This window comes from Bradyrhizobium sp. RDI18 (genome assembly GCF_043203335.1).
In the GTDB taxonomy this organism is placed as follows: Bacteria; Pseudomonadota; Alphaproteobacteria; order Rhizobiales; family Xanthobacteraceae; genus Bradyrhizobium; species Bradyrhizobium retamae.
Genome location: NZ_JBICRN010000008.1, coordinates 3,696,630 through 3,718,915 on the forward strand (window position 1 = coordinate 3,696,630; position 22,286 = coordinate 3,718,915).

At 62.5% G+C, this 22,286-nt stretch carries 24 protein-coding genes and 1 riboswitch; of the genes, 16 read left to right on the top strand and 8 right to left on the bottom strand.

Annotated elements, in window-relative coordinates:
* Positions 1 to 22 precede the first annotated feature (22 nt).
* Complete coding sequence (locus tag ACFXS9_RS26720; RefSeq protein ID WP_392693805.1) at positions 23 to 1,684, top strand: aminotransferase class III-fold pyridoxal phosphate-dependent enzyme; 1,662 nt, start codon at positions 23 to 25, stop codon at positions 1,682 to 1,684.
* Between the two features lie 208 nt (positions 1,685 to 1,892).
* Here the strand turns inward: ACFXS9_RS26720 and ACFXS9_RS26725 are convergent, their stop codons facing one another.
* The 3 genes from ACFXS9_RS26725 to ACFXS9_RS26735 all read right to left on the bottom strand — a co-directional run bounded on the left by ACFXS9_RS26725 (position 1,893) and on the right by ACFXS9_RS26735 (position 4,435).
* A complete protein-coding gene (locus ACFXS9_RS26725) occupies positions 1,893 to 2,510 on the bottom strand; it encodes a hypothetical protein (protein ID WP_065749647.1) in 618 nt (205 codons plus the stop codon).
* 120 nt (positions 2,511 to 2,630) lie between these two features.
* Entirely contained in the window at positions 2,631 to 3,320 is a 690-nt protein-coding gene (locus ACFXS9_RS26730; RefSeq protein ID WP_065749648.1) for a class I SAM-dependent methyltransferase, read from the bottom strand.
* A gap of 59 nt (positions 3,321 to 3,379) precedes the next feature.
* Entirely contained in the window at positions 3,380 to 4,435 is a 1,056-nt protein-coding gene (locus ACFXS9_RS26735; protein WP_392693808.1) for a glycosyltransferase family 4 protein, read from the bottom strand.
* 130 nt (positions 4,436 to 4,565) lie between these two features.
* Between ACFXS9_RS26735 and ACFXS9_RS26740 the strand changes: the two genes are divergently transcribed.
* Together ACFXS9_RS26740 and ACFXS9_RS26745 are read left to right on the top strand one after the other, a co-directional pair.
* Positions 4,566 to 5,966, top strand: coding sequence for a TAXI family TRAP transporter solute-binding subunit (locus ACFXS9_RS26740; RefSeq protein ID WP_392693811.1), 1,401 nt, complete (start codon positions 4,566 to 4,568; stop codon positions 5,964 to 5,966).
* 167 nt (positions 5,967 to 6,133) lie between these two features.
* On the top strand, positions 6,134 to 6,310 hold the full coding sequence (locus tag ACFXS9_RS26745) for a hypothetical protein (RefSeq protein WP_392693814.1): 177 nt from the start codon (positions 6,134 to 6,136) through the stop codon (positions 6,308 to 6,310).
* A 354-nt stretch (positions 6,311 to 6,664) separates the two neighbouring features.
* Here the strand turns inward: ACFXS9_RS26745 and ACFXS9_RS26750 are convergent, their stop codons facing one another.
* Entirely contained in the window at positions 6,665 to 6,871 is a 207-nt protein-coding gene (locus tag ACFXS9_RS26750) for a hypothetical protein (protein ID WP_392693815.1), read from the bottom strand.
* Positions 6,872 to 7,363: 492 nt separating this feature from the next.
* Here ACFXS9_RS26750 and ACFXS9_RS26755 point away from each other — a divergent pair, with 492 nt between their 5' ends.
* From ACFXS9_RS26755 to ACFXS9_RS26765, 3 genes are all read left to right on the top strand, one after another.
* Entirely contained in the window at positions 7,364 to 7,543 is a 180-nt protein-coding gene (locus ACFXS9_RS26755; protein WP_213287814.1) for a hypothetical protein, read from the top strand.
* A 716-nt stretch (positions 7,544 to 8,259) separates the two neighbouring features.
* Entirely contained in the window at positions 8,260 to 8,934 is a 675-nt protein-coding gene (locus tag ACFXS9_RS26760; protein WP_392693818.1) for a L,D-transpeptidase, read from the top strand.
* A gap of 147 nt (positions 8,935 to 9,081) precedes the next feature.
* Positions 9,082 to 10,650 (top strand): DUF4403 family protein, encoded by a 1,569-nt coding sequence (locus ACFXS9_RS26765; protein WP_392693821.1) that lies wholly within the window; start codon positions 9,082 to 9,084, stop codon positions 10,648 to 10,650.
* A 186-nt stretch (positions 10,651 to 10,836) separates the two neighbouring features.
* Here ACFXS9_RS26765 and ACFXS9_RS26770 read toward each other — a convergent pair whose 3' ends face one another.
* The 4 genes from ACFXS9_RS26770 to ACFXS9_RS26785 form a co-directional block, all read right to left on the bottom strand.
* Entirely contained in the window at positions 10,837 to 11,052 is a 216-nt protein-coding gene (locus tag ACFXS9_RS26770; protein WP_392693823.1) for a dodecin family protein, read from the bottom strand.
* A 197-nt stretch (positions 11,053 to 11,249) separates the two neighbouring features.
* The gene (locus tag ACFXS9_RS26775) at positions 11,250 to 11,792 is read right to left on the bottom strand and encodes a PRC-barrel domain-containing protein (protein ID WP_392693826.1); all 543 of its coding nucleotides are present in this window, start codon (positions 11,790 to 11,792) and stop codon (positions 11,250 to 11,252) included.
* A gap of 96 nt (positions 11,793 to 11,888) precedes the next feature.
* Positions 11,889 to 12,266: a PRC-barrel domain-containing protein gene (locus tag ACFXS9_RS26780; RefSeq protein ID WP_392693828.1), complete on the bottom strand. Its 378-nt coding sequence runs from the start codon at positions 12,264 to 12,266 to the stop codon at positions 11,889 to 11,891.
* A 163-nt stretch (positions 12,267 to 12,429) separates the two neighbouring features.
* Positions 12,430 to 12,624 carry a hypothetical protein gene (locus ACFXS9_RS26785; protein ID WP_057854958.1) on the bottom strand — a complete coding sequence of 65 codons (195 nt, stop codon included), beginning with the start codon at positions 12,622 to 12,624 and terminating at the stop codon, positions 12,430 to 12,432.
* A gap of 351 nt (positions 12,625 to 12,975) precedes the next feature.
* Between ACFXS9_RS26785 and ACFXS9_RS26790 the strand changes: the two genes are divergently transcribed.
* From ACFXS9_RS26790 to ACFXS9_RS26835, 10 genes are all read left to right on the top strand, one after another.
* On the top strand, positions 12,976 to 13,509 hold the full coding sequence (locus tag ACFXS9_RS26790) for a transglycosylase SLT domain-containing protein (RefSeq protein WP_392693830.1): 534 nt from the start codon (positions 12,976 to 12,978) through the stop codon (positions 13,507 to 13,509).
* Between the two features lie 215 nt (positions 13,510 to 13,724).
* A riboswitch (TPP riboswitch) is annotated at positions 13,725 to 13,871 on the top strand.
* Positions 13,859 to 14,872 carry an FAD-dependent oxidoreductase gene (locus ACFXS9_RS26795; RefSeq protein ID WP_392693833.1) on the top strand — a complete coding sequence of 338 codons (1,014 nt, stop codon included), beginning with the start codon at positions 13,859 to 13,861 and terminating at the stop codon, positions 14,870 to 14,872. (Overlaps the previous riboswitch by 13 nt.)
* Positions 14,863 to 15,060, top strand: coding sequence for a sulfur carrier protein ThiS (thiS, locus tag ACFXS9_RS26800; RefSeq protein WP_028349567.1), 198 nt, complete (start codon positions 14,863 to 14,865; stop codon positions 15,058 to 15,060). The genes ACFXS9_RS26795 and thiS overlap by 10 nt, the downstream gene beginning before the upstream one ends.
* 168 nt (positions 15,061 to 15,228) lie before the next feature.
* Positions 15,229 to 16,011 (top strand): thiazole synthase, encoded by a 783-nt coding sequence (locus ACFXS9_RS26805; protein ID WP_392693835.1) that lies wholly within the window; start codon positions 15,229 to 15,231, stop codon positions 16,009 to 16,011.
* Positions 15,998 to 16,606, top strand: coding sequence for a thiamine phosphate synthase (locus ACFXS9_RS26810; RefSeq protein ID WP_392693837.1), 609 nt, complete (start codon positions 15,998 to 16,000; stop codon positions 16,604 to 16,606). Before ACFXS9_RS26805 ends, ACFXS9_RS26810 begins: the two co-directional genes overlap by 14 nt.
* A gap of 141 nt (positions 16,607 to 16,747) precedes the next feature.
* On the top strand, positions 16,748 to 18,646 hold the full coding sequence (thiC, locus tag ACFXS9_RS26815; protein ID WP_392693839.1) for a phosphomethylpyrimidine synthase ThiC: 1,899 nt from the start codon (positions 16,748 to 16,750) through the stop codon (positions 18,644 to 18,646).
* Between the two features lie 24 nt (positions 18,647 to 18,670).
* A complete protein-coding gene (locus tag ACFXS9_RS26820; protein ID WP_392693842.1) occupies positions 18,671 to 19,069 on the top strand; it encodes a hypothetical protein in 399 nt (132 codons plus the stop codon).
* Positions 19,070 to 19,344: 275 nt separating this feature from the next.
* Complete coding sequence (locus tag ACFXS9_RS26825) at positions 19,345 to 19,578, top strand: helix-turn-helix domain-containing protein (RefSeq protein ID WP_392700025.1); 234 nt, start codon at positions 19,345 to 19,347, stop codon at positions 19,576 to 19,578.
* Positions 19,579 to 19,807: 229 nt separating this feature from the next.
* A complete protein-coding gene (locus tag ACFXS9_RS26830; RefSeq protein WP_392693844.1) occupies positions 19,808 to 20,275 on the top strand; it encodes a hypothetical protein in 468 nt (155 codons plus the stop codon).
* Between the two features lie 502 nt (positions 20,276 to 20,777).
* A complete protein-coding gene (locus ACFXS9_RS26835; RefSeq protein ID WP_392693846.1) occupies positions 20,778 to 22,199 on the top strand; it encodes a tyrosine-type recombinase/integrase in 1,422 nt (473 codons plus the stop codon).
* The last annotated feature ends 87 nt before the right edge of the window (positions 22,200 to 22,286 follow it).

Consider the following 22,286-nt stretch of genomic DNA (forward strand, 5'->3'; position numbering starts at 1 on the left):
AGGATTGGCTAGCGCTTCAGGCATGGATTCGTCCCTTCCGATTCTCTCGCTGTCCGCCGCTGCGGTCGCTAGCGCCGCGGCAGTGTTCCCCAAATTGCAAGCGCGGCTGGCGCTGTCGCGCGCCAAACATCGCTCGCTGACCGGACATTCCAAAATGTCCAAGATGGTCGCGCGGCTGGTGCCGCATTACGAATTCGATATCGACGATTTCTTCGCGTCCGACGGCGCACCCAGCGATGTCGCCATGCAGCGGCAGGACGCCTTCTTCCGGCTCGCCTGCCTCTACGAGGAGCGCTACGCCAAGGGCCGGCAGATGACGGCCGAGGCCGCGACGCACATCTCCGACCTGCAGTTTACGGAAACCTACCGGGTGCCGTTCCAGTACAGCCGGCTGGTGCGCGAAAATCTCGGCACCGGCGCCTTCATGCAGTCTTCGGCCGGCGTCACCGTCACCGATGCCGACGGCAACATCTTCTACGACCTGACCGGCTCCTACGGCGTCAACATTTTCGGCAATGATTTTTACAAGGAGTGCATCACGGAAGCCGAAAAGCGCGCCCGCGCGCTGGGCCCTGTGCTCGGCCCCTATCACCCCGTCATCACCGACAACGTCCGCCGGCTGTGCGAGATTTCCGGCCTCGACGAAGTCTCGTTCCACATGTCCGGCACCGAAGCCGTCATGCAGGCGGTGCGGCTGGCGCGCTACCACACCAAGCGCACGCATCTGGTCCGTTTCGCCGGCGCCTATCACGGCTGGTGGGGCGACGTGCAGCCCGGCGTCGGCAATCCGGTTTCGCCGCACGAGACCTATACGCTCGCCGATATGTCGGAGCGCACGCTGCATGTGCTGCGCACGCGCAAGGACATCGCCTGCGTGCTGGTCAATCCCTTGCAGGCATTGCATCCGAACGCCAACGCGCCGGGCGATTCCGCACTCGTCGACAGTTCGCGGAAAGGCGCGTTCGATCGTGCGGCCTACACCGACTGGCTGAAGAAATTGCGCGAGGTCTGCACCGAGCGCGGCATCGTGCTGATCTTCGACGAAGTCTTCGTCGGCTTCCGCCTCGCCGCCGGCGGAGCCCAGGAATATTTCGGCGTCCGCGCCGACATGGTGACCTACGGCAAGAGCCTCGCCGGCGGCCTCCCCGTCGGCGTGGTCTGCGGCGCCGAGGACTTGATGCGGCGCTTCCGCGACGATCGCCCCGCCGACGTCTGCTTTGCCCGCGGCACCTTCAATTCGCATCCCTACGTGATGACGGCGATGGACGAATTCCTCAGCCGCCTCGCCAGCCCGAACTTCAATGCCGTCTACCAGGGACTCGACGAGACCTGGAACGGCCGCGCCAAAACGTTGAACGAGCGGCTGGCCGCGCAGGATCTGCCGGTCCGCGTCAGCAACATCTCCTCGATCTGGATGGTGCAATATACCGAGCCATCCCGCTATAACTGGATGCTGCAATACTACCTGCGCGCCGAAGGGCTGGCGCTGAGCTGGGTCGGCACCGGCCGGCTGATCTTCAGCCTCAACTACACGGATGCGGATTTCAATGAAGTCGCCGACCGCTTCGTCGCAGCGGCCGAGAAGATGAAGCGCGATGGCTGGTGGTGGCATGATGCTTCGCTGACCAACAAGGATATCAAGCGGCGGATTCTGAGAGAGATGCTGCGGAAGAAGTTCGGATAGTCTGCGCGCGTCAGCATTCGTCATGGTCGGATACCGGCCCCACCCGTCATTGCGAGGAGCATAGCGACGAAGCAATCCATCTATCCCCGTACGGAAAAGTGGATTGCTTCGCTTCGCTCGCAATGACAATCTCTCAACTGCCGCTCAAGAACGTAGATGGCCGGGACAAGCCCGGCCATGACGCCTTCGCTGGATCAAGCCGCAACAATCACGCGTGCTTGACGTGCTTCTCCAGACCCGGATCGATCAGCTCGCCCTTCATGAGAGCCAGCGGCGCCTTGTAGTACAGCTTCAGGTCGCTGAAGGGGTCGGTGAGGATCTTGGTCATCCAGACCAAACCGGTCTCGACGTCGCGGATGAAAAACAGATGGACGGTGCGGAACAACAGCCCGCCGATGCCGACCGCAAGCCAGATCTTGGCGACCTGCCGCATGAAGTCCGCAGACGACGTCCACGGCGTGAACAGGCCGAACAAGGTCGGGTCGAGATACAGGACCAGTGGCGATAGCGCCCAGATCGTCATCAGCACGACCTTGCGCTGCAGATTGTAGCCGACCTTGATCTCCTCCTTGTGCTCGTGGGTCGCCTGGTTGACGTGGTCATAGCCGCGCGGCTCGAAGAAGAAGTGACCGGCCTGCCGCGTCGTCATTGACACCAGCCAGCCGACCAGCGCCGACACCACGGGATCGAAGAACAGCATGGCATAAGCGAACAGGAAGCTCGCCGCGCTGACGAAGTGCAGCGACTGGTTGATGCGGCTGTGATGATAGTAGCGATGGTCGTCCCAGCGCTGGGTACGCAGTTCCTGCAGAAAGTTCTTGATCATGTTCTCCCCCAAATTCCGATGGGATCGGTCTACTGAGATTCGATGTCCGGCATGTGACATCATGATAATGACATGTGACAGTTCGCAGCGGCGCGATGGCGCAACGGCGATCAGGGCGCGTCAGGCAGCCGCGGCGACGTCGATTTTCCGAAAGCGCACCAGCGAGAAATGGCCGAGCGGCGGCACTAGGCGGCGCTCCGCCAGCTCCATGCCGCGCGCGCCCGCCAGCCATTGCGCATAGCGCGACCAGGCGAACTCGGCGGTGCGGAAGCCGAGCGGACGCACCACCGGCTGCAGCCGCTGCTCGATGAAGCGGCGCATCCCGGCGTCGGCGCTGACGCGGGTGAGGATGATGAGTTCGCCGCCCGGCCGCAGCACGCGGGCGAATTCGTCGAGCGCCTTTTCGGGGTTCGGCACCGCGGTGACGACATATTGCGCCATCACGACGTCGAAACAATCGTCGGGGAATTCGAGGTTTTCGGCGTCCATGACGGCGAGGCCCTCAACGTTCTTCAGGCCGAGTTCATCGACGCGCTTCTTCGCCTTTTGCAGCATCGCTTCCGAAATGTCGGTGCCGAAGATGCGCAGATGCGGCGCGTATAGCGGCAGCGAAATGCCGGTGCCAACGCCGACCTCGAGCACGCGGCCGCCGATCTTGTTGGTCGCCTGGATCGCCGCCTTGCGGCCCTTGCTGAACACGCCCCCGAACACGAGGTCGTAAACCGGCGCCCAGCGATCATACGCCTGCTCGACCGTTTCGCGGTCGAAATCCAGGGATCTGGTACCGTCAAGCTTGATGATGTCTGCCATGGTTAGTTCTGCCTTCTCGTCTCACGCGTATGACTTGTGTTGATGGTCGAACTTTTCGGTTAGCCCTGCACGGCGCTCGCGGCAGGCGCCCGGCGCACCGGCCGCAACACGCGACTCGGCTGCAGCGCGGTCAGATTGCCGAGGAACTGCCGCGCGCTGTTTTCCCAGGAGCGCGCCAGCGCAAAATTCCGGCAGGCCTCGCGCGACATCGGCAGCGCGCGCAAGCACGCGCTGCGTAGATCGGTGTCGAGCGCGCCGATCGGATGATCGGCAATGACGTCCTTCGGCCCGGTGACCGGGAATGCCGCGACCGGCGTGCCGCAGGCCAATGCCTCGAGCTGCACGACGCCGAACGTGTCGGTAAGGCTCGGAAACACGAAGACGTCGGCGGCGGCGAGATGCGCGGTCAACTCCGCGCCCTTCTTCTCGCCGAGGAAAACCGCGTCGGGATATTTTTGCGCGAGCTGCGCCTTCTGCGGTCCGTCGCCGACGACCACTTTCGATCCCGGCAGGTCGAGCGACAGAAACGCATCGAGATTCTTTTCCACCGCAACGCGGCCCATCGTCATGAAGATCGGCCGCGGCAGATCGAGCGCCGCCCGCGTATGCGGGTTGAACAATTCGGTGTCGACGCCGCGCGTCCAGAAGCCAAGTTTCCGAAAGCCCCGCGCGGCAAGTTCCTGCCGCAGCGATTCGGTGGCGACCATGACCGTGGAAGACGCGGCATGAAAGTGCCGCAGCACCGCATAGCCGACGGCGACCGGCAGCCCGGTGCGGACGGCGATATATTCGGGAAAGCGCGTCGTATAGGACGTGGTGAACGAAAGCTTGCGGCGCCGGCAATAGGCGCGCACCATCCAGCCGATCGGCCCCTCGGTTGCGATATGGATGGCGTCGGGCGCCGCCTCTTCGATCCGTCGCGCGATCTCGCGCCGGTTCGGCAGCGCGACGCGCAAGCCAGGATAGGTCGGCACGCCGAGGGAAGGAAATCCGTCTGGGGTGAGGAAGCTGATATCGGCATCGAGCGCCGAGGCGCTGCGCGCCAGCGACGTCAGCGTGCGGACGACACCGTTCACCTGCGGATGCCACGCATCGGTCGCAATCAATATCTTCATGTCCCGGACCCGAGATTAATGATTCTCAAATCCGACGTTCAGCCATGGATATTTCAAGCGTATGACGTCATCGATATGTAAGGATGTTTTTAAGTCCCCTCCACGCATTTTCGTGTAACGTGACAGCGAGATGACAGACCACAACGACAATTCTGTGCGATCCCGCCGCCGACGGAAGCGGAAGAGCTATGCGCTTCTGATCCTTGCCGCCGGCCTGCTCGCGTTCGGCGTCGCCGCGGGCACGCTGTATTACGTGCTGCGGCCGACGACGCTGCGGATTGCAGTCGGCCCTGCCGGCAGCGACGACCAGAAGCTGGTCCAGTTGATGGCGCAGACATTTGCGCGCGAGGGCAGCTCGGTGCGATTGGCGCCGATCACGACGGAAGGGGCGGTGGAGAGCATCGGCCTGTTCACGGACGGCAAGGCCGATCTCGCCGTCGCCCGCGGCGACCTGAACCTGCCGACGAATGCCGAGTCGGTTGCCATCCTGCGCAAGAATGTCGTCGTGCTGTGGGCCCCTTCCGGCCTTCCCGCCAAGGGCTCGAAGAAGCAGCCCACGCCCAAGATCAAGAGTCTCGATGAACTGGCCGGTCACCGTGTCGGCGTGATCGGGCGGACGCAGGCCAATGTCGCGCTGTTGCGCAGTATTCTAAAAGAGTCCGGCATCAATCCCGACAAGGTCACGATCAGCCAGTTCGCCACCAATCAGCTCGGTGAAATGGCGAAAGATCAGTCGGTCGACGCCTTCATGGCGGTCGGCCCGCTCAAGAGCAAGATCACCGTGGATGCGATCGCGGCCACGGCTGCTGCCCGCGGCGAGCCGAAATTCCTGCCGATCGAGGTTTCCGACGCGATCGCCAAGAAAAATCCGATCTACGAATCCGAGGAAATTCCCGCCAGCATCTTCGGCTCTTCGCCGCAGCGGCCGGAAGACAAGGTCGACACCGTTGCCGTCAACCACCTGATCATCGCGCCGAAGTCATTGTCGGATACGGCGGTCGCCGCCTTCGCCCGCCAACTCTTCACCAACCGCCAGCAGCTCGCGCGTGAATTGCCGACCGCCTCCCAGATCGAAAAGCCCGATACCGAAAAGGACGCAGCGCTGCCGGCGCATGCGGGCGCAGCCGCCTATATCGACGGCAACGAACGAACGTTCCTCGAAAAATACACCGACTACATCTGGTTCGCGGTGCTGATCCTGTCGGGCCTGGGCTCCGCCGGCGCCTGGTTCAAGCACTACTGGAACAGGAACGAACGCGAGCAATACACCGCCCATCGCGATCATCTGCTTGAGTTGATTTCCAGGGCGAGGAAGGCCGAAACGCCGGACGAGCTGGCCGAGATGCAAGCCGCGGCCGATGGCATGTTGCGCGAGGCGCTCGATTGCTACGACGACGGCACCGTCGAGGAAAGTGACCTCTCGGTCATCGCCCTCGCGCTCGAACAATTCCACCATGCGGTCGCCGACCGCCGTGCGGTCCTTGCCACCGGCCAAGCCGGCATGCCGCGAATGCGCGCTGGCCAGGCTTGATTGGTTAGGTGGGCATTTCCCCTTCGATTTAGATTTGCCGGCGCCGGACGTAATGCAGCGCTCTTACTTCTTTCCCTTCTCGAATGTCCGCCCCGACCTAACATTTGTTAGGTCAGCCGCCTGTTCTCCGTGCCACCGTCACGGAAAATTAAGACAGGCAGGGGACAATGAAGGATTATCAAACCCATTTGGAGAAGCTGCGCAAAGACGCGGCCGAATGCGCGCTTGTCAGGGACTTGGCTACCGACAAAGCGAAGCGCGAGATGTTCGACCAGCTTGCGCGGCATCTGGATCAACTAGCCGACGAGGTTGAGCGGGCCATGAATGCTCGAAAGACCGGCTAAAGGTAGTGGTGCGAGTATGCGGGCAAAAACGCTACTCGTTCTACTGGTTGTCACGGCGCTAGGGGCTTACATTGTAGGCCGCCACAGCAGTCCCGTGAACGACGCGGCAGGCGCGCAGCCGCAGCCTCCCGTGGCCAAGCCCGTTGCCTTAGCGGGCCCTGTATCACCGCCTTTGCCACGACCGAGACCCAAGCGCCCCTAACAATCCGTTCCACACCATCAAGGCCCTAGCCGAGAAGGCTACGCCTGATCGAAAGTTACAGGCAAAGGCAGGCGTCGCTTGCTGATCAAGCACGCGCATGTACGTGATGACGTGCTCCTCGTCATGCTCAGTGAGGGCTGGTCCTGTTGGCGCTACGTCAGCGAGCGCCTGAAGCTATGTGGCGCCTGAGAACCACTCGGATGCGGATGCCTGAAGAAGGCATCAAGGCTCACAGGTTCGCCGCTGTCTTGCCAAAGCAGCTTTTGACCGAGGCTAGCCGCCACCGCGATGCGGTGGTGCCCGCCGACCAACGTGCCGTCATGCGTTGCCTTGGCGATGATCTCACCGGTCTCGTTCACGATGTTTCTCATAGCCGAATAGCCCTGTCAGGATCGACTTCTGCCATTCAGCAATCAACTCGCGGCTTTCATGTCCGTTCCTATGCCCGCAATGGTGCGCAGCCGCCCAGTCATCGCCGCGGAAGCGGATCGCCTCCTATTGGGACGATCGGGAGCATGAGGGCGAGAGAACCCAGCTCGCCCTGGCCTCGGCTGGTGAGGGTAGAAGCCAGCGGTTATCAGCGGGTAGCCCTAGAACGCACCGGCTCTATGACGGCTGCATGACACAGGGATGTCGCAAATGCTGGCCGATCCTCGTTTTCAACATGAGTAAAACGTGGAGATCGATGTTACGCCGCGTGCGTGGAGAAGAGCACCTTTTGCTGCGCCAGTAATTCACGCGCGGCAACTGCCTAGATACTGCCATTTGTACTTGCTCTCTTCCCTTACTGACCGCGCGCCATCAAGCCGCGATCCTCCCTCACATCAGTCCGTTCGAAGAGGACCCCAACATTGAGCCAACGCACCGTTGGAATGCCGGAATTCAATGAATTGATCGATATGGCGCGGTTGCTGGTGAACTTGTGGGAAGCCGCGCAACGGCTGCCCGAAGGATCAGAGCGGCGGGAAGCATTCAGACAGATCAGTGGCTTCCAGAGGCGGGTGGCGGCATTGGTTACACGCGCCCTTTAGGCTTTCAGGGATGGGAGAAGGTGGCATAGGCGGCCTATGGCCGCCGTCTCTTAGAACGCCGATGCTTTGCATCGGCTATGGCGCCGGATGAAGGTGTTGCCTCCCAGAGATGAGCTCGCGGAGAGAACCCCTCGCCCGTTTCGAATGAGCTGACGCGCCGCGGATGCGCGCCTACCAGACCTCATTAGATTTGGCTGCGCCGCGCGCTCGTCCCGCTGGTTGGCGTCAGCGCCAATGGCGGCGATGATGACGATGGCCCCAATAGTGACGATGTCCCGCTCGTCGCCAGCCATAGCTCGTGTAGGGATTACCTGGCCCGTAATTCTGGCAATTTGCGTTCGGATAAAACTGGGCGCACCTCCCCGGATTGGGAATCACGTGCTGCGCCGATGCCGGATTGGCAGGAATGGATAAGAGTAACAAGGCAACGGCGCCAAATAAAAGCGTTGGTTTCGTCATGGCGGTCTCGCTTGTCTCTGGACTGCGACGCCAACGGCGCCAAATCCCAGGAGTTCCGATTTGAACCCATTGAAGCCCGACCTACGCGAGCAGATTGCGCCCGGCACGCCCACGGCCCGTCAATGAAACCTTAACGAAACAATTCCCTAACGCCACGAAACCATTTTGGCGATTTCGTGCAAATGTCCTGAAACGGTTCATCGGTACAGGTTTCCCCAACGACGCGCCGAACTGGTGCGACAAACAGGGGGACGATCATGTCCAATTCATTGATACTGAGCCGCTTCGCGGCCGCCGCTTTTGGCGCGCTGGCGATTGGCGCTACCGCATTTTCCACGCCCGCCACTGCGGCCCCGCTGCCGCTGTTTCCGTTTTTCCTGCCGCAGATCGAAGCGGCTCCGCCGCCGGTTGCGGCTGCACCCCAGGAGGAAGAGCGCTTCGAGCTGCCGGCACGCCTGCGCCGCCAGGTCGTGAACTACTACACCCGCGAGGCGCCGGGCACGATCATCATCGATACTCCCAACACCTATCTCTACCTCGTGCTCGGCAACGGCCAGGCGATGCGCTACGGCATCGGCATCGGCCGCGACGGCTTCACCTGGTCGGGCACCCAGACCATCACCCGCAAGGCCGAATGGCCGGCCTGGACCCCGCCCCCGCAAATGATTGCCCGCCAGCCCTATCTGCCGCGCCACATGGCGGGCGGCCCCGGCAACCCGCTCGGCGCCCGCGCGATGTATCTCGGCGGCACCATCTATCGCATCCACGGCACCAACGACCCCTCGACGATCGGAAGTCGCGTCTCCTCGGGCTGCCTCCGCCTCACCAACGAAGACGTCAAGGACCTCTATTCGCGGGTCAGCGTCGGCACCAAGGTGATCGTGCTGCCGATGACGGATCGCCGCGCCGATCTCGGCCGGACCATCCGCTGAGGCATTAGCTTTTCTTAATGCGAGAAGCGGCCCTGGCGTTCGCCGGGGCCGTTTTGCGTTGACCTGAGGTCGCGGCAATGTGCAGTGGCGTCCCCCTCGCCACCCCTGTAAAACGTCGTGGGGCGATTCATTGGGGTCCGGGGGACGATGCGTCTGCCGATGCGGGTCAAGACCATTGCGATCGCGCTTGCGGTCCTCATCGTGTCGTTTGCCGTCAGCCTGAAGGTGATGGACTTCGTCACGCCCCGCGCCACGAACAGCGCGCCCGCGCTCGCCGAATTGCCGCCGCTGCCGCCGGCCGCGCGCGCATCTACGGTGATGGCGCCGGTTGCGGTTGCGCTGTCGGCGATCCGCGATGCCGCCGATCGCGGCGCGCCGCGCACTTTCGCCGGCAAGGCCGACAATCCGATTTCGCAGATCCTGCAAAACGCCGACATCGGCTGGACCGCCTCGCGCGGGCCGATCGTAGCTACCGGCGCGCAGGACGTGCTGTCGCTGGCGACGCCGTTGACGGGCACACTGAACGTAACCGGCTCGCTGTCGGCGAAGGCGACGGGTGCGGTTGGCGAAGCACTCGGAAGCCTGCTCGGCGGCAACGTCTCCAAGCAGATCGGCAGCGTGAACATCAAGAACCTCAACGCCAGCGCCGAGATCAAGGGCAACGTCGTCATATCGGCGCGACCACAGATCGCCGCGAACTGGCGCATCGAGCCTAATCTCGCAGCGCAGGTCAATCTCGGCGACACCAGCCTCAGCGTGGCCGGCGCGCGCGTCAACGTGCCAGCGCAGGTGAAGCCGTTGATCGACCAGAACGTTGCCGAGCAAATCGCGCTGGTGCAGGCGCGCATGCGCAACGATCCGACCTTGGAACGGAACGCGCGGGTGCAGTGGGCCAAGGCCTGCCGTTCGATTCCGCTGCAGGGCACGACAGCCGGTTCGACGATGCCGGCGCTGTGGCTGGAATTGCGCCCCACCCGGGCGGTTGCCGCGCAGCCGCGCGTCGATGCTTCGAACCTGACACTGACGCTCGGCATCGAGGCCGAGACCCGGATCACACCGAGCGAAACCAAGCCGACCTGCCCGTTCCCCGCTACGATCGCCATGGTGCCACCGACGCCGGGACGGGTCGCGATCGGCGTGCCCATCGACATGTCGTTTACCGAGATCAACAAGATCGTGGAGGCGCAGTTCGCCGGGAAGACTTTTCCTGAAGACGGTTCGGGCGCGGTCGACGTCACCGTCAAGCGCGCCACCGTGGCCGCTTCCGGCGACCGCCTGCTGATCTCGCTTCTGGTCAGCGCCAGGGAAAAGACGAGCTTCTTGGGCCTCGACGGCGAGGCCAATGTGCATATCTGGGGCAAGCCGGTGCTCGATCAGGGCGAGCAGACGCTGCGGCTGACCGACATCGAACTCGCCATCGAGTCGGAGGCTGCCTTCGGGCTGTTGGGCGCCGCGGCGCGCGCGGCCATCCCGCACTTGCAGAGGACGCTGGCGGAGAAGGCTGTCGTCGACCTCAAGCCATTCGCCGGCAACGTACAGAAGAAGATTGCAGCAGCGATCGCCGATCTTCAGAAAAACGAGGACGGCCTGCGGGTCTCGGCCGAAATCAGCAAGCTGCGGCTCGCCGGCATCGCCTTCGATTCCAAAACGCTGCGCGTGATCGCCGAAGCGGAAGGCGCCATCAATGTCTACGTCAGCGCGCTGCCGGCGCTGTGATGTTGCAAATTGTAGGGTGGGCAAAGCGCAGCGTGCCCACCATCGCCAGCACAGTCTTGGATGGTGGGCACGGCGCAAGCGCCTTTGCCTATCCTACAAAGCGCAGCGTACCCACCATCACCAGCACAGTCTTGGATGGTGGGCACACCGCAAGCGCCTTTGCCTATCCTACAAAGCCACGCCCGACTACGAACCCTCGAACTTGAATGAGACTTTCAGCTTGGCGCGGTAGGCTTCCACCTTGCCTTGGGCATCAAGCTGCAAGTCTAGCTGGACCACTTCGGCAACACGAAGGTCCCGCAGGGTTTCTCCGGCGCGGCTGACCGCGCTAGCGGCGGCCTTCTCCCAGGAATCGCTGCTGGTGCCGATCAGCTCGATGACCTTGTAAACGCTGTCCGCCATGTCGTCCTCCCGTTGACGCAGGATCCATGCAAGGCAGAAGGCAGATGCTCCTGCCGCGATACAACCTATCATCGGGAAATGCGCGCAGATAGGCTGCGCTGCACCATTGCGCGAACGGGCATTTCCAAAATCAAATGGCCGGGCGGCATCACGCCGTCCGGCCATTTTGAGGAAGCCTGGTGTTTAAGACCGCGGCCTCATTCGGTCGAGTACTTGAACTCCGGCATCGCCTTGAGCTGATCCTTCGTCGCGCTGAATACGGCGTGATCCGGATACCACGGATTCTTCTTCGGTGCGGCAGGCGCCGTCGCAGCACCCGTCGTGCCGCCCGTGCCTCCGCCTGCGCCTGTGCGTGCCCCACCTGAAGCGGGCGCGGTCGCGGTGCCGGTGTAGGCAACCGGCTCATCAACGAACTTCACCTTGTCGATGGGCACCGCAACCAGGTGCTCGCCGACGCCGAGGAAGCCGCCGACACCGATCACGGCTGCTTTGATATCGCCGCTCTTGTCGGTCAGGAGATCGTTGATCGAGCCGAGGCTTTCGTTGCTATCGTTATACACGTTCAGGCCGACCATCTTGGAAGCCCGCCAGGTACCCTTGAACGACGAGGTATCGGTTGCAGCCGCAGGCGCGGCTGTCTTGGCGCTGTCAGTCGTTGCCGAAGGACTTTGCTGCGCAAAAGCTACACTCGCCAGCAACGCGGACGCCGCGATGCCGGCAACGGCAGTTTTCGTTAACATATCCGTTCTCCTCAGTTCAGAAACGCTTTGAGGAAAACCCGGCACTTCAACAAGTGTTCCACGCGTTTTCGCATGAAACACGCCGATCCGAGCGCATCAGAAGCCGCCCCAGTAAGGCGGCATACGGTAATAGCGATGCAGCTCGGCTTCCTTTGCGCGATCGCCCCAGTCGAAATCCTTGTCCGCACGGAATGACGGCGCGCGCCTCAACTCTTCATCGTCGATGTCGAGTTCGTAGGCTTCGAACTTCGTGTTGTAGCGAAGCCGTCCCCAGGGCAGCGGAATCAGATTGGCTCCGATGCCCAGAAACCCGCCAAAACTCAGGATTGCATACGATACTTTACCAGTGACCTTGTCGATCATCAGCCGTTCGATGTGGCCGATCATGTCGCCGTTCGGCCGGCGCACCGCGGTCCCCTCGACGCGGTCGCTCGCGATCAACTGATGCGGCTTGGCCATGACATCGCTTGCCATCGGACCCTCCACTATCAAGGAAGAATCAACGTGGCTGCGTCCGGCTGGTTCCGCTCTACGACAACCAGCCTGTCCTATTCAGAAATGGCGAAATGCGGTGCTTTCGGGCAGCGCCCGCCCGGCGATGCCGATCTCGTAGCGTAGAATGAAGCAGCGTGTGCTGTCAGGCCGCGAGCGCGTCGGGATCCGCTTCCTCGTAAATCGCGATCGCTTCGAAGCGATAGTCGCAGGCGCGGCAGAACCAGAGGAAGGATGTACGGCCCGGGCTGCTCTCCACCCAATCCGGTCTCGGGATCGGCTTGCCGCACTGGGCACAGGGATTTCCGCGAGGCAGATAGCTGGAGTCGAGTCGAGCCATAACGCATCTCCCTAGACTTCGGACGTCGTAACGACGTCTCGCTTTTTAAAATGTTATTGAATGAGACAGGTTTGCTGTCGGAATGAATTGGTTTTTGTCCCGGCGTCTTCTTTACACCTTGACTGCGTCTTTTGCACGACATTCCTTGCGCGTCCGCATGACGCAGATTCGCGTCGCTCGATGCGATGCATCGCACCCACAACGTAAGCGTCGCGCTGGACGTGTTCGTTACACTTGCATCAGGCTGCGAACATCTCGCCGTGATGTCGTCGGTTTTTCGCCACATCTTGGCCCGCCGGTGGAACTAATCGAAAGCGCCACTTCACGCGTCCATCCGGCGAGATCATTTTTATGAAAAGTTTTCCGAAGTTTGTCTGGCTCGCCGCGATCGCCGCGCTGTTCGTTTCATCAGGTGCAAGCGCGCAGAGCCGCACCCAGTATGAGAGCATGGTCGCAAGCCACGCCGCCGCCAACAACGTGCCGGAAGCGCTGGTGCACCGGGTGATCGTGCGCGAGAGCAAGTATCACCCGAACCTGGTCGGACGCGGCGGCACCATCGGGTTGATGCAGATCAAGCTGCCGACCGCGCGCGGCCTCGGCTACACCGGTGACGCCGCGGGCCTGCGCGATCCCGACACCAATCTCGCCTGGGGCATCAAATATCTCGCCGGCGCCTATCGCGCCGCGGGCGGCGATCACAGCCGCGCCGTACGTTATTATGCGAGCGGCTATTATTACGCCGCAAAGCGTTACGCTGCAAAACGCCAGCGGCCGGAGAAGCCGCTGCAGATCGCGCCCGTGCTGGCGAGCGGTGCCACGCCGAAAATCGTCGCCAGCCCGGTCGGAACGCCGGCTGACGCGAACGCGCTGCAGGCGGCAAAATAATTCGCGCAAGTCCCGGACGCGGAGCAGCGCGCTTGCGCTGCTCCGCAGAGCCGGGACCCATGCAAGCCGATCTGGGCCCCAGCTCAGCAGCGCAACGCTGGCGTTGCGCTGCGTCCGGGGGACGAACGCAGTGCAAGTTCCTTCCGAAATGACCTTCATGGCCGGGCTTGACGAGCGGGTGTTGGTTGACACCTCCGCCCAACCGCCTACATTAGCCCTGTTCCGAGGGGTGCTCCGATGAGGAGCTGAGATACCGCAAGCTTGGGCAGTTCTACTTCTCCAAAGTAGAGGTCTGGGACCGCGGTGACCCTTTGAACCTGATCCGGGTCATGCCGGCGAAGGGACAGGGATGTACCAGAAGTCAGATCTGCGGGGGGATTCTCCCGTCTCCATCATCGGCGCGGGCATTGCCGGCGCGTGGCAGGCGCTGCTGTTCGCACAGGCCGGCCACGCCGTCACTTTGTACGAGCGCAGTGACGCCGATATGACGCTCTCCACCAGCCACTGGGCCGGCGGCATGCTGGCGCCCTATTGCGAGGCAGAGACCTCCGAGCCCGTGATCGGCCGGCTCGGCTTCCGCTCCCTCGATTTGTGGCGCGAACTCTTTCCCGGCACCCCGTTCAACGGATCGCTGGTGGTGGCGCATGCGCGCGACCGCGCCGATTTCGAGCGTTTTGCCAAGCTCACCACCGGCCATGTCAGGCTCGACGCAGGCGGCGTCGGCGAGCTCGAACCCTCGCTCGACGGCCGTTTTCGCGACGGCCTGTTCTATGCCCATGAGGGTCATGTCGAGCCGCGCAAGGTGCTGCCCGAGCTGCATGCGCGCATCGAAGCCGCCGGAGGCACGATCAAGTTCGATTGCGACATCAGTGCGGAAGATCTCGACGGCATCGTGATCGACTGCCGCGGACTCTCGGCGCGCGACGAGCAGCCGGAGCTGCGCGGCGTCAAGGGCGAGATGATCATTATCGAGACCAGCGAAGTCGAGCTGTCGCGCCCGGTGCGGCTGATCCATCCGCGCTGGCCGCTCTACGTCATCCCGCGCGGCGACGGCAAATTCATGCTGGGCGCGACCTCGATCGAGGCCGAGGACACCGGCGTCAGCGTGCGCTCGGCGCTGGAACTGCTCGGCGCGGCCTATGCCGTGCATCCGGCCTTTGCCGAAGCGCGCATCGTCGAGTTCGGCTCGGGGCTGCGTCCCGCCTTCCCCGACAACCTGCCGCGGATCACGGTTCGCAAGAACAAGATCGCGGTCAACGGCCTTTACCGCCACGGCTTTCTTTTGGCGCCGGCGCTGGCCGAGCTGACGCTCGCCTACGTGCAGCGCGGCCAGATCGACAATGAGGTGATGCGATGCGTGTGACCATCAACGGCGAACAGCGCGAGATCGCTTCGGAGCGCGTCGACGCGCTGCTCTCCGAGCTCGAATACGAGGGCACGCATTTCGCGATCGCGGTGAATTACGACGTGCTGCCGAAAAGCCGCTGGGCGGAGACCGCGCTGAAGGCGGGCGACGAAATCGAGATCATCACCCCACGGCAGGGAGGGTGATGATGAACGCGCCTCGCACTCAACTGTCATCGCCCGGCTTGACCGGGCGACCCAGCACGCCGCGACTTCTCGGCTTAATTGCGGGCTTCCCGGCGTACTGGATCCCCGCCTTCGCGGGGACGACGAGTGGTGGGCGCGATGACGAGTTGTGGAACGGACACTGACACCATGCTGAACTTCTACGGCAAAACCTTCTCCTCACGCCTGCTGATCGGTACCGCGCTCTATCCCTCGCCGGCCATCATGCAGGAGGCGATCCGCGCCTCTGGCGCCAACATCGTCACGGTGTCGCTGCGGCGCGAGGCCGCCGGCGGCAAGACCGGGGATGCATTCTGGTCGCTGATCCGCGAGCTCGATGTCACCGTGCTGCCGAACACCGCCGGCTGCCGCAGCGTGCGCGAGGCGGTGACCACCGCAAAGCTGGCGCGCGAATTGTTCGGTACGCCCTGGATCAAGCTCGAAGTGATCGCCGACAACGACACGCTGCAGCCCGACGTGGTCGGCCTGGTCGAAGCCGCCGGAATCCTGATCAAGGACGGCTTTGAGGTGTTCCCCTATTGCACCGAGGATCTTTCGGTGGCCATGCGGCTGGTCGAAACGGGGTGCAAGGTCGTGATGCCCTGGGCCGCGCCGATCGGCAGCGCCAAGGGCATCACCAACCGCGATGCGCTAAAACTGATGCGCGAGCGCCTGCCCGACATCACGCTGGTGGTCGATGCCGGCATCGGCGCGCCCTCGCATGCCGCCCACGCCCTCGAACTCGGCTACGACGCCGTGCTGCTCAACACCGCGGTGGCAAAAGCTACCGATCCCGTCGCGATGGCGAAGGCGTTTCGATCAGGCGTCGAAGCCGGCCGTACCGCCTATGAAGCCGGCCTCATGGAAGCCCGCGACTTCGCCTCGCCCTCCACCCCTGTGATCGGGACACCGTTCTGGCATGCCGTATCCTGATCGATTTTACCCCGTGGTCGACAGCGTCGCCTGGGTGGCGCGGCTTGCGCTGCTCGGCGCCGGCACTATCCAGTTGCGCGCCAAGGATCTCGACGACGCCGGGGCGCTGCAGATCGTGACCGACGCGCTGGAGGTCATCAAGGGCACCGACGCCAAACTCGTCGTCAACGACTACTGGCGCGCGGCGATCGTCGCCGGCGCAAAGCACCTGCATCTCGGCCAGGAAGATCTGGTTGACGCCGACCTCAACGAAATCCGCAAAGCAGGGCTGACGCTCGGCATCTCCACCCACGACGACGAGGAGTTGGCGACCGCGCTTGCCGCCAAACCGGACTACGTCGCGCTCGGTCCGATTTTCCCGACCACGCTGAAATCGATGCGTTTTGCGCCGCAGGGCATTCCAAAGATCACCGAATGGAAAAAGCGCATCGGCAACATCCCGCTGGTTGCGATCGGCGGCATCAAGTTCGAGCAGTCAGCCGAAATCTACGCCGCCGGCGCCGACTCGATCGCCGTCGTCAGCGACGTCACCCAGAACGCCGACCCGGATGCAAGGGTGCGGCAGTGGCTGGGCCAAAGCGCGGAGGCCGCGTGATGAATTTGCGAGAAACCACAGCCGTCATTGCGAGGAGCGCAGCGACGAAGCAATCCACATCTCCGCTTGCGGCGCTATGGATTGCTTCGCTGCGCTCGCAATGACGGAGAAAACAATCAGAGATAAAACGGAGGATACAGTATGAACATTCGCTCCAATCCCGACACCACCCTGCCCGCCGTCACCACGGGCCCGCTTCCCTCGTCGCGCAAAATCTTTTCAACCCCCGACGCCGCGCCCGATCTCCGCGTACCCTTGCGCGAGATCATCCTCAGCGAAGGTGCGGGTGAACCGAATCTGCCGGTTTACGACACCTCCGGCCCCTATACCGACCCCTCCGTCGTGATCGACGTCAACGCCGGTCTCCCCCGCAACCGCCTCGCCTGGGTGAAGGAGCGCGGCGGCGTCGAGGAATATGCGGGCCGCGAGATCAAGCCGGAAGACAACGGCAATGTCGGCGCTTCGCACGCCGCAAAGGCCTTTACGGCACACCACAAGCCGATCCGCGGCCTCGACGGCCACAAGATCACCCAGCTCGAGTTTGCCCGCGCCGGCATCATCACCAAGGAGATGATCTACGTCGCCGAGCGCGAAAACCTCGGCCGCAAAAAGCAGCTCGAGCGCGCAGAAGCCGCACTTGCCGACGGCGAAAGCTTTGGCGCTGAGGTCCCCGCCTTCATCACGCCGGAGTTCGTCCGCAGCGAGATCGCGCGCGGCCGCGCGATCATTCCCTCGAACATCAACCACGCCGAACTCGAGCCGATGATTATCGGCCGCAACTTCCTGACCAAGATCAACGCCAATATCGGCAACTCCGCCGTCACCTCCTCGGTGGAAGAGGAAGTCGACAAGATGGTATGGGCGATCCGCTGGGGCGCCGACACCGTGATGGACCTCTCGACGGGGCGTAACATCCACACGACGCGGGAATGGATCTTGCGCAACTCGCCGGTGCCGATCGGCACCGTGCCGATCTACCAGGCTCTGGAGAAGTGCGAAGGCGATCCCGTCAAGCTGACCTGGGAGCTCTACAAGGACACGCTGATCGAGCAGTGCGAACAGGGCGTCGACTATTTTACGATCCACGCCGGCGTCCGCCTGCCCTATATCCATCTCACCGCCAACCGCGTCACCGGCATCGTGTCGCGCGGCGGCTCGATCATGGCGAAGTGGTGCCTGGCGCATCACAAGGAAAGCTTCCTCTACACGCATTTCGACGAGATCTGCGACCTCATGCGCAAGTATGACGTCTCGTTCTCGCTCGGCGATGGCCTGCGCCCCGGCTCGATTGCCGACGCCAACGACCGCGCGCAATTCGCGGAGCTCGAGACGCTCGGCGAACTGACGAAGATCGCATGGGACAAGGGTTGCCAGGTGATGATTGAAGGCCCCGGCCACGTGCCGATGCACAAGATCAAGATCAACATGGACAAGCAGCTCAAGGAATGCGGCGAAGCCCCGTTCTATACGCTTGGGCCGCTGACGACAGACATCGCGCCGGGCTACGACCACATCACCTCAGGCATTGGCGCCGCCATGATCGGCTGGTTCGGCTGCGCTATGCTCTGCTACGTCACGCCAAAGGAGCATCTGGGCCTCCCCGACCGCAACGACGTCAAGACCGGCGTCATCACCTACAAGATCGCCGCCCACGCCTCTGACTTGGCCAAGGGACACCCGGCCGCCCAGCTCCGCGACGACGCACTCTCCCGCGCCCGCTTCGACTTCCGCTGGACCGACCAGTTCAACCTCGGCCTCGATCCCGACACGGCAAAGAGCTTCCACGACGAGACGCTGCCGAAGGAAGCCCACAAGGTCGCCCACTTCTGCTCGATGTGCGGCCCGAAGTTCTGCTCGATGAAGATAACGCAGGACGTCCGGGATTATGCGGCGACGCTGAACGACCCGGCGAGTGTGGGGATGTCGGTGAGCGGCACGATCGAGGATGGGATGGCGAAGATGTCGCAGAAGTTCAAGGAGATGGGAAGCGATCTCTATCTGGATGCGGAGAAGGTGAAGGAGAGCAATCGGGTGTTGTGAGGCTGCGCACTCACCTAGACCGCAATGACCGACAGTCTGACCGGTGTCTGGGACGGCACCTTTGTTCAGCGACAGGTTGGAATGGTCACGTTTCTTGCGACGCTCATCGAGTCCGGTGGCGCGCTCGCAGGAAATGTGACCGAACCCTGCACGGTGCCCGGTTGCCCGATCAGCACCCACAGTGCTTCGATTGCGGGTCATCGATCCGGCAGCGCCGTCGCGTTCGTCAAACGTTACGAGCCACCCGGCCACGGCTATGGCACCGTCTCCTATGAGGGCGTCGTCAATGCCGAGGCGACGGAAATCGACGGGCGCTGGAAGCTGCCGGGCACAAGACTTTCAGGAACATTTCTGATGGTCCGTTCGAGCAGGCCTGCGGAAGCAGTCGTGGCCGAAGAACGGACCAAGGAGCCGGCGCGGTAGCGAGCGGCAAGCGTAGGCCGGATGAGCGTAGCGACATCCGGGAATCAGTCCTGCATATCGCTGCGCTCATGCGGGCTACCTCTCCTCTCCGCGTCGGTTACCGATGCGGACGCAGCCCATTAATCTTCCGTTAACCATTCGCGTCCACGCTTCCCTGCGGCAGGGGGAGTGTGATTCCTGATGTTTCTGCTCCGCGTTCCGGAGCAGGCGTCGATCGGGAGGTGTTGATGCCCCGGGAGTATGAAGACGTCTACCTTGGCGTGGACTGTGTCGCCATGCCCGAGATTCCGCTGCCGGATTCTCAGACCCTTTCACCCCACGAGATTGTGCCAATGCTGATCGGCTCCACGGTCGAGGCGATCGAGCGCGAGCTCGTGCTGCAGACATTGGCGCGCTGCCACGGCAACCGCACCCACGCCGCGCGCGTGCTCGGACTCTCGGTGCGCACAATGCGCAACAAGATCCGGCAGTATGCGACTGATGGCGCCAACGTTCCCGCGCACAGCTAGGTCGAGCAGCGCGTAGCGTCGGCAAAGCGGACCTGTCGTGCCGTAGCTCGAAGAGCGAAGGCGGAAGCGACATCCGAGGTTCACGCCGTCCCGCACATCGCGGAGCCTGTCATCGGGCGCGCATTCGCGTGGCCCGCTGGCCATGTGGGCTACGGCCCTTGCGCTTGAGGAAAGCGCGCTTCCGCGTCTATTCTATCCGGCACCGCTGCGAGCACAAGTGAGGTTCGAGATGGCCGGAACGGACACCTTCATCTTTCGGGCGGCGCTCCAGGGCCGCGCGTCGATCTATCGGGACATTGAGATCGACCCGGCAAAGTCGCTGTACGTGCTGGCCGAAGCCATCGTCTCCTCGTTCGATTTCGATTTCGACCACGCGTTCGGCTTCTATACCGGGCTCACTCCAGCCAAGATGCACAAGACATTTCCCAAATACGAGCTGTTTGTGGATATGGGCGATGCCGATCCAGGGGTGCTCGGCGTCAAGAAGACCAGAATATCGCAGGCCTTTCCCGAAGTCGGGCACACAATGCTATTTCTGTTCGACTATGGCGACGGCTGGCTCTTCCGGGTAACCCTGCGCACAATCGGAAAGAAGAGTCCCGAGGTCCGGTACCCGCACATCGTCGCGACGCGTGGCGAGGCTCCTGCGCAATACCCCGACGATGATGAGGACCTCGACGACCGGCCAAGCTTTTGAATCAATCCCCTCACCGGTGAAAAAATACGGTTTGAAAAATAACAGAAACCGCAGCGGCGGTCGGCAATCCTTCCGCCCTGGCTCAAAGCGCTGCGCCGGAAACGCAATTCCTGTGCAGGTCTGCGACATTTCAACACGACGGGCAAATCAATTCTGATTTTCCGAAATCGTGTCAAGCCCAGGAATCAAAAATATTCCGCTTTCGTTCTCACCCAAATCAGTCGCATAAATCCGCCCGTCTCACGGCGAATGAGGGGCGTCGGCCATCGTCACGAACGCGCGGTGAGATGCGATGGACGCGGAAGGCGCGTTATGGACGATGCGCGCACAAAGCGTACGGCGAAGTCGTGTGGTCTCTATTTTGGCACTTGGCGAAACTAGCTGAAACTAACAAAACCCTTTGAAACAAGGGGCTTAAGCCCCATGCTACAGCGGGATGTTTCAGCGGGCTTCGTCAAATCTAGGGCCGGGCCCTAGTCCCACCGTAGGAGCCAAAAAGCAGATGACGACCACCAACAGCATCACCGTCGAACCCGCCACCTCAACTGCGACACATGCGTCGCATTCGACACGCGCCCACCGCAGCAGCATCATCCTCACAAACCGGATGTGCGAGAAGCGCGTCACCGAGCGCACGAAGATTTACGATCGCAAGTGCCCCGGCCTCTATGTCAGCATCATTCCGGCTGGCACCGCGACCTTCAATTTCAAATTCACCGATCCGGCCGCCGGCAAGCAGCGCAGCGTCGTGCTTGGCGTCTACAATCCCGAGACCTTCACCGTTGATGACGCACGCAGCCAAGTTTACGGCCTAAAGGCGCTGGGTACGGCGGCGCTGGTCGAACAGGTACGCCAGAGCAAGGCCGCCAAAGGCAAGCACGGCAAGACGGTCGCTGAGATCATCGAGCTGCGGATCGACTGGATCAAGGCGAAGGAACTGAAAGCCGATGGCGAGATGCGACCCCGGATCGAGTGCTGGTCCAACTTCGCCAGCTATCTGCGGCGCTTAGTCAAGCCGAAGCTCGGCCATAAGATCGCCAGCGACGTGACGCGGGACGATATCGCGGAACTGTCCAACGACATTCTGGAAGGCAAATATGGCAAGCCGTCCGTCAGCAACGCCCGCCATATGCGCCGCGCCGTGTCGGCGATGTACAAATGGGCCGGGGAAGCCGGACGCAATTTTGTCCCGGAAACCTGCCGCCCGTGCGTCAACCTGCCGAAACTGCCTAAAGAGCATGAACGTGAGCGGGTGCTGAGCGAAGACGAGATAAGGACGCTCTGGCACGGCCTCGACCGCGAAGATTTGCCGTGGGATCGAACCGTCCGGCTGGCGATCAAGTTCGAGTTGATCACGATGCTGCGGTCGAAGGAATTGCTCGGCGCACGTCGCGACGAGTTGATCGGTCTCGATAGTGATACGCCGTTGTTGCGTGTCCCGGCCAAGCGGGTCAAGAAGCGCCGGGTGATCGAGCAGCCATTGAGTGATCTCGCGATCGAGATCATCAAGGAAGCACTCGCCAGCGACGACCAGCAATTCGTTTTCGAAAGCCCGGTCTATCCCGGCCAGCCGATCCACCGTATTGCGATGGCTACCGCGTTGCGCGGCACCAAGCATGAGAAGAACAAGGACAAGTCGAAGAAGCCGGGTCTCTGCGAATTGCTCGGGCTGAAGCCGTTCACGCCGCATGACCTGCGTCGCACGGCCGCGACGCTGGCCGGTGAACTCGGCTTTAGCGAAGCCGCGATTGCGAAATGTCTGGATCATCAGGTGTCAAAGGATGACGGCGAGAAGGTTGCCCGCGTGACCGGCGTCTATGTTCGCAGCAAGCGGATGGACCAGAAGCGTGCCGTGCTCGACGGCATCGCAAGCGAGTTGCGGCGGATCATCGGCAAGCAGGATCGGCTGCGGCTCGCAGCCTGATCATGATCCCAAATGAAAAGGCCCGGCCAGTGCGAAGCTGGCCGGGCTTTATTTTTGAAACACGGTGGAACGCGCCATTTGGCCGCT

Excerpts from the sequence above, each read along its gene's own strand:
- ACFXS9_RS26720 (WP_392693805.1), top strand. The coding sequence starts at position 23 with ATGGATTCGTCCCTTCCGATTCTCTCGCTGTCCGCCGCTGCGGTCGCT.
- ACFXS9_RS26725 (WP_065749647.1), bottom strand. The coding sequence starts at position 2,510 with ATGATCAAGAACTTTCTGCAGGAACTGCGTACCCAGCGCTGGGACGAC.
- ACFXS9_RS26730 (WP_065749648.1), bottom strand. The coding sequence starts at position 3,320 with ATGGCAGACATCATCAAGCTTGACGGTACCAGATCCCTGGATTTCGAC.
- ACFXS9_RS26735 (WP_392693808.1), bottom strand. The coding sequence starts at position 4,435 with ATGAAGATATTGATTGCGACCGATGCGTGGCATCCGCAGGTGAACGGT.
- ACFXS9_RS26740 (WP_392693811.1), top strand. The coding sequence starts at position 4,566 with ATGACAGACCACAACGACAATTCTGTGCGATCCCGCCGCCGACGGAAG.
- ACFXS9_RS26745 (WP_392693814.1), top strand. The coding sequence starts at position 6,134 with ATGAAGGATTATCAAACCCATTTGGAGAAGCTGCGCAAAGACGCGGCC.
- ACFXS9_RS26760 (WP_392693818.1), top strand. The coding sequence starts at position 8,260 with ATGTCCAATTCATTGATACTGAGCCGCTTCGCGGCCGCCGCTTTTGGC.
- ACFXS9_RS26765 (WP_392693821.1), top strand. The coding sequence starts at position 9,082 with ATGCGTCTGCCGATGCGGGTCAAGACCATTGCGATCGCGCTTGCGGTC.
- ACFXS9_RS26770 (WP_392693823.1), bottom strand. The coding sequence starts at position 11,052 with ATGGCGGACAGCGTTTACAAGGTCATCGAGCTGATCGGCACCAGCAGC.
- ACFXS9_RS26775 (WP_392693826.1), bottom strand. The coding sequence starts at position 11,792 with ATGTTAACGAAAACTGCCGTTGCCGGCATCGCGGCGTCCGCGTTGCTG.
- ACFXS9_RS26780 (WP_392693828.1), bottom strand. The coding sequence starts at position 12,266 with ATGGCAAGCGATGTCATGGCCAAGCCGCATCAGTTGATCGCGAGCGAC.
- ACFXS9_RS26785 (WP_057854958.1), bottom strand. The coding sequence starts at position 12,624 with ATGGCTCGACTCGACTCCAGCTATCTGCCTCGCGGAAATCCCTGTGCC.
- ACFXS9_RS26790 (WP_392693830.1), top strand. The coding sequence starts at position 12,976 with ATGAAAAGTTTTCCGAAGTTTGTCTGGCTCGCCGCGATCGCCGCGCTG.
- ACFXS9_RS26795 (WP_392693833.1), top strand. The coding sequence starts at position 13,859 with ATGTACCAGAAGTCAGATCTGCGGGGGGATTCTCCCGTCTCCATCATC.
- thiS (WP_028349567.1), top strand. The coding sequence starts at position 14,863 with ATGCGTGTGACCATCAACGGCGAACAGCGCGAGATCGCTTCGGAGCGC.
- ACFXS9_RS26805 (WP_392693835.1), top strand. The coding sequence starts at position 15,229 with ATGCTGAACTTCTACGGCAAAACCTTCTCCTCACGCCTGCTGATCGGT.
- ACFXS9_RS26810 (WP_392693837.1), top strand. The coding sequence starts at position 15,998 with ATGCCGTATCCTGATCGATTTTACCCCGTGGTCGACAGCGTCGCCTGG.
- thiC (WP_392693839.1), top strand. The coding sequence starts at position 16,748 with ATGAACATTCGCTCCAATCCCGACACCACCCTGCCCGCCGTCACCACG.
- ACFXS9_RS26820 (WP_392693842.1), top strand. The coding sequence starts at position 18,671 with ATGACCGACAGTCTGACCGGTGTCTGGGACGGCACCTTTGTTCAGCGA.
- ACFXS9_RS26825 (WP_392700025.1), top strand. The coding sequence starts at position 19,345 with ATGCCCGAGATTCCGCTGCCGGATTCTCAGACCCTTTCACCCCACGAG.
- ACFXS9_RS26830 (WP_392693844.1), top strand. The coding sequence starts at position 19,808 with ATGGCCGGAACGGACACCTTCATCTTTCGGGCGGCGCTCCAGGGCCGC.
- ACFXS9_RS26835 (WP_392693846.1), top strand. The coding sequence starts at position 20,778 with ATGACGACCACCAACAGCATCACCGTCGAACCCGCCACCTCAACTGCG.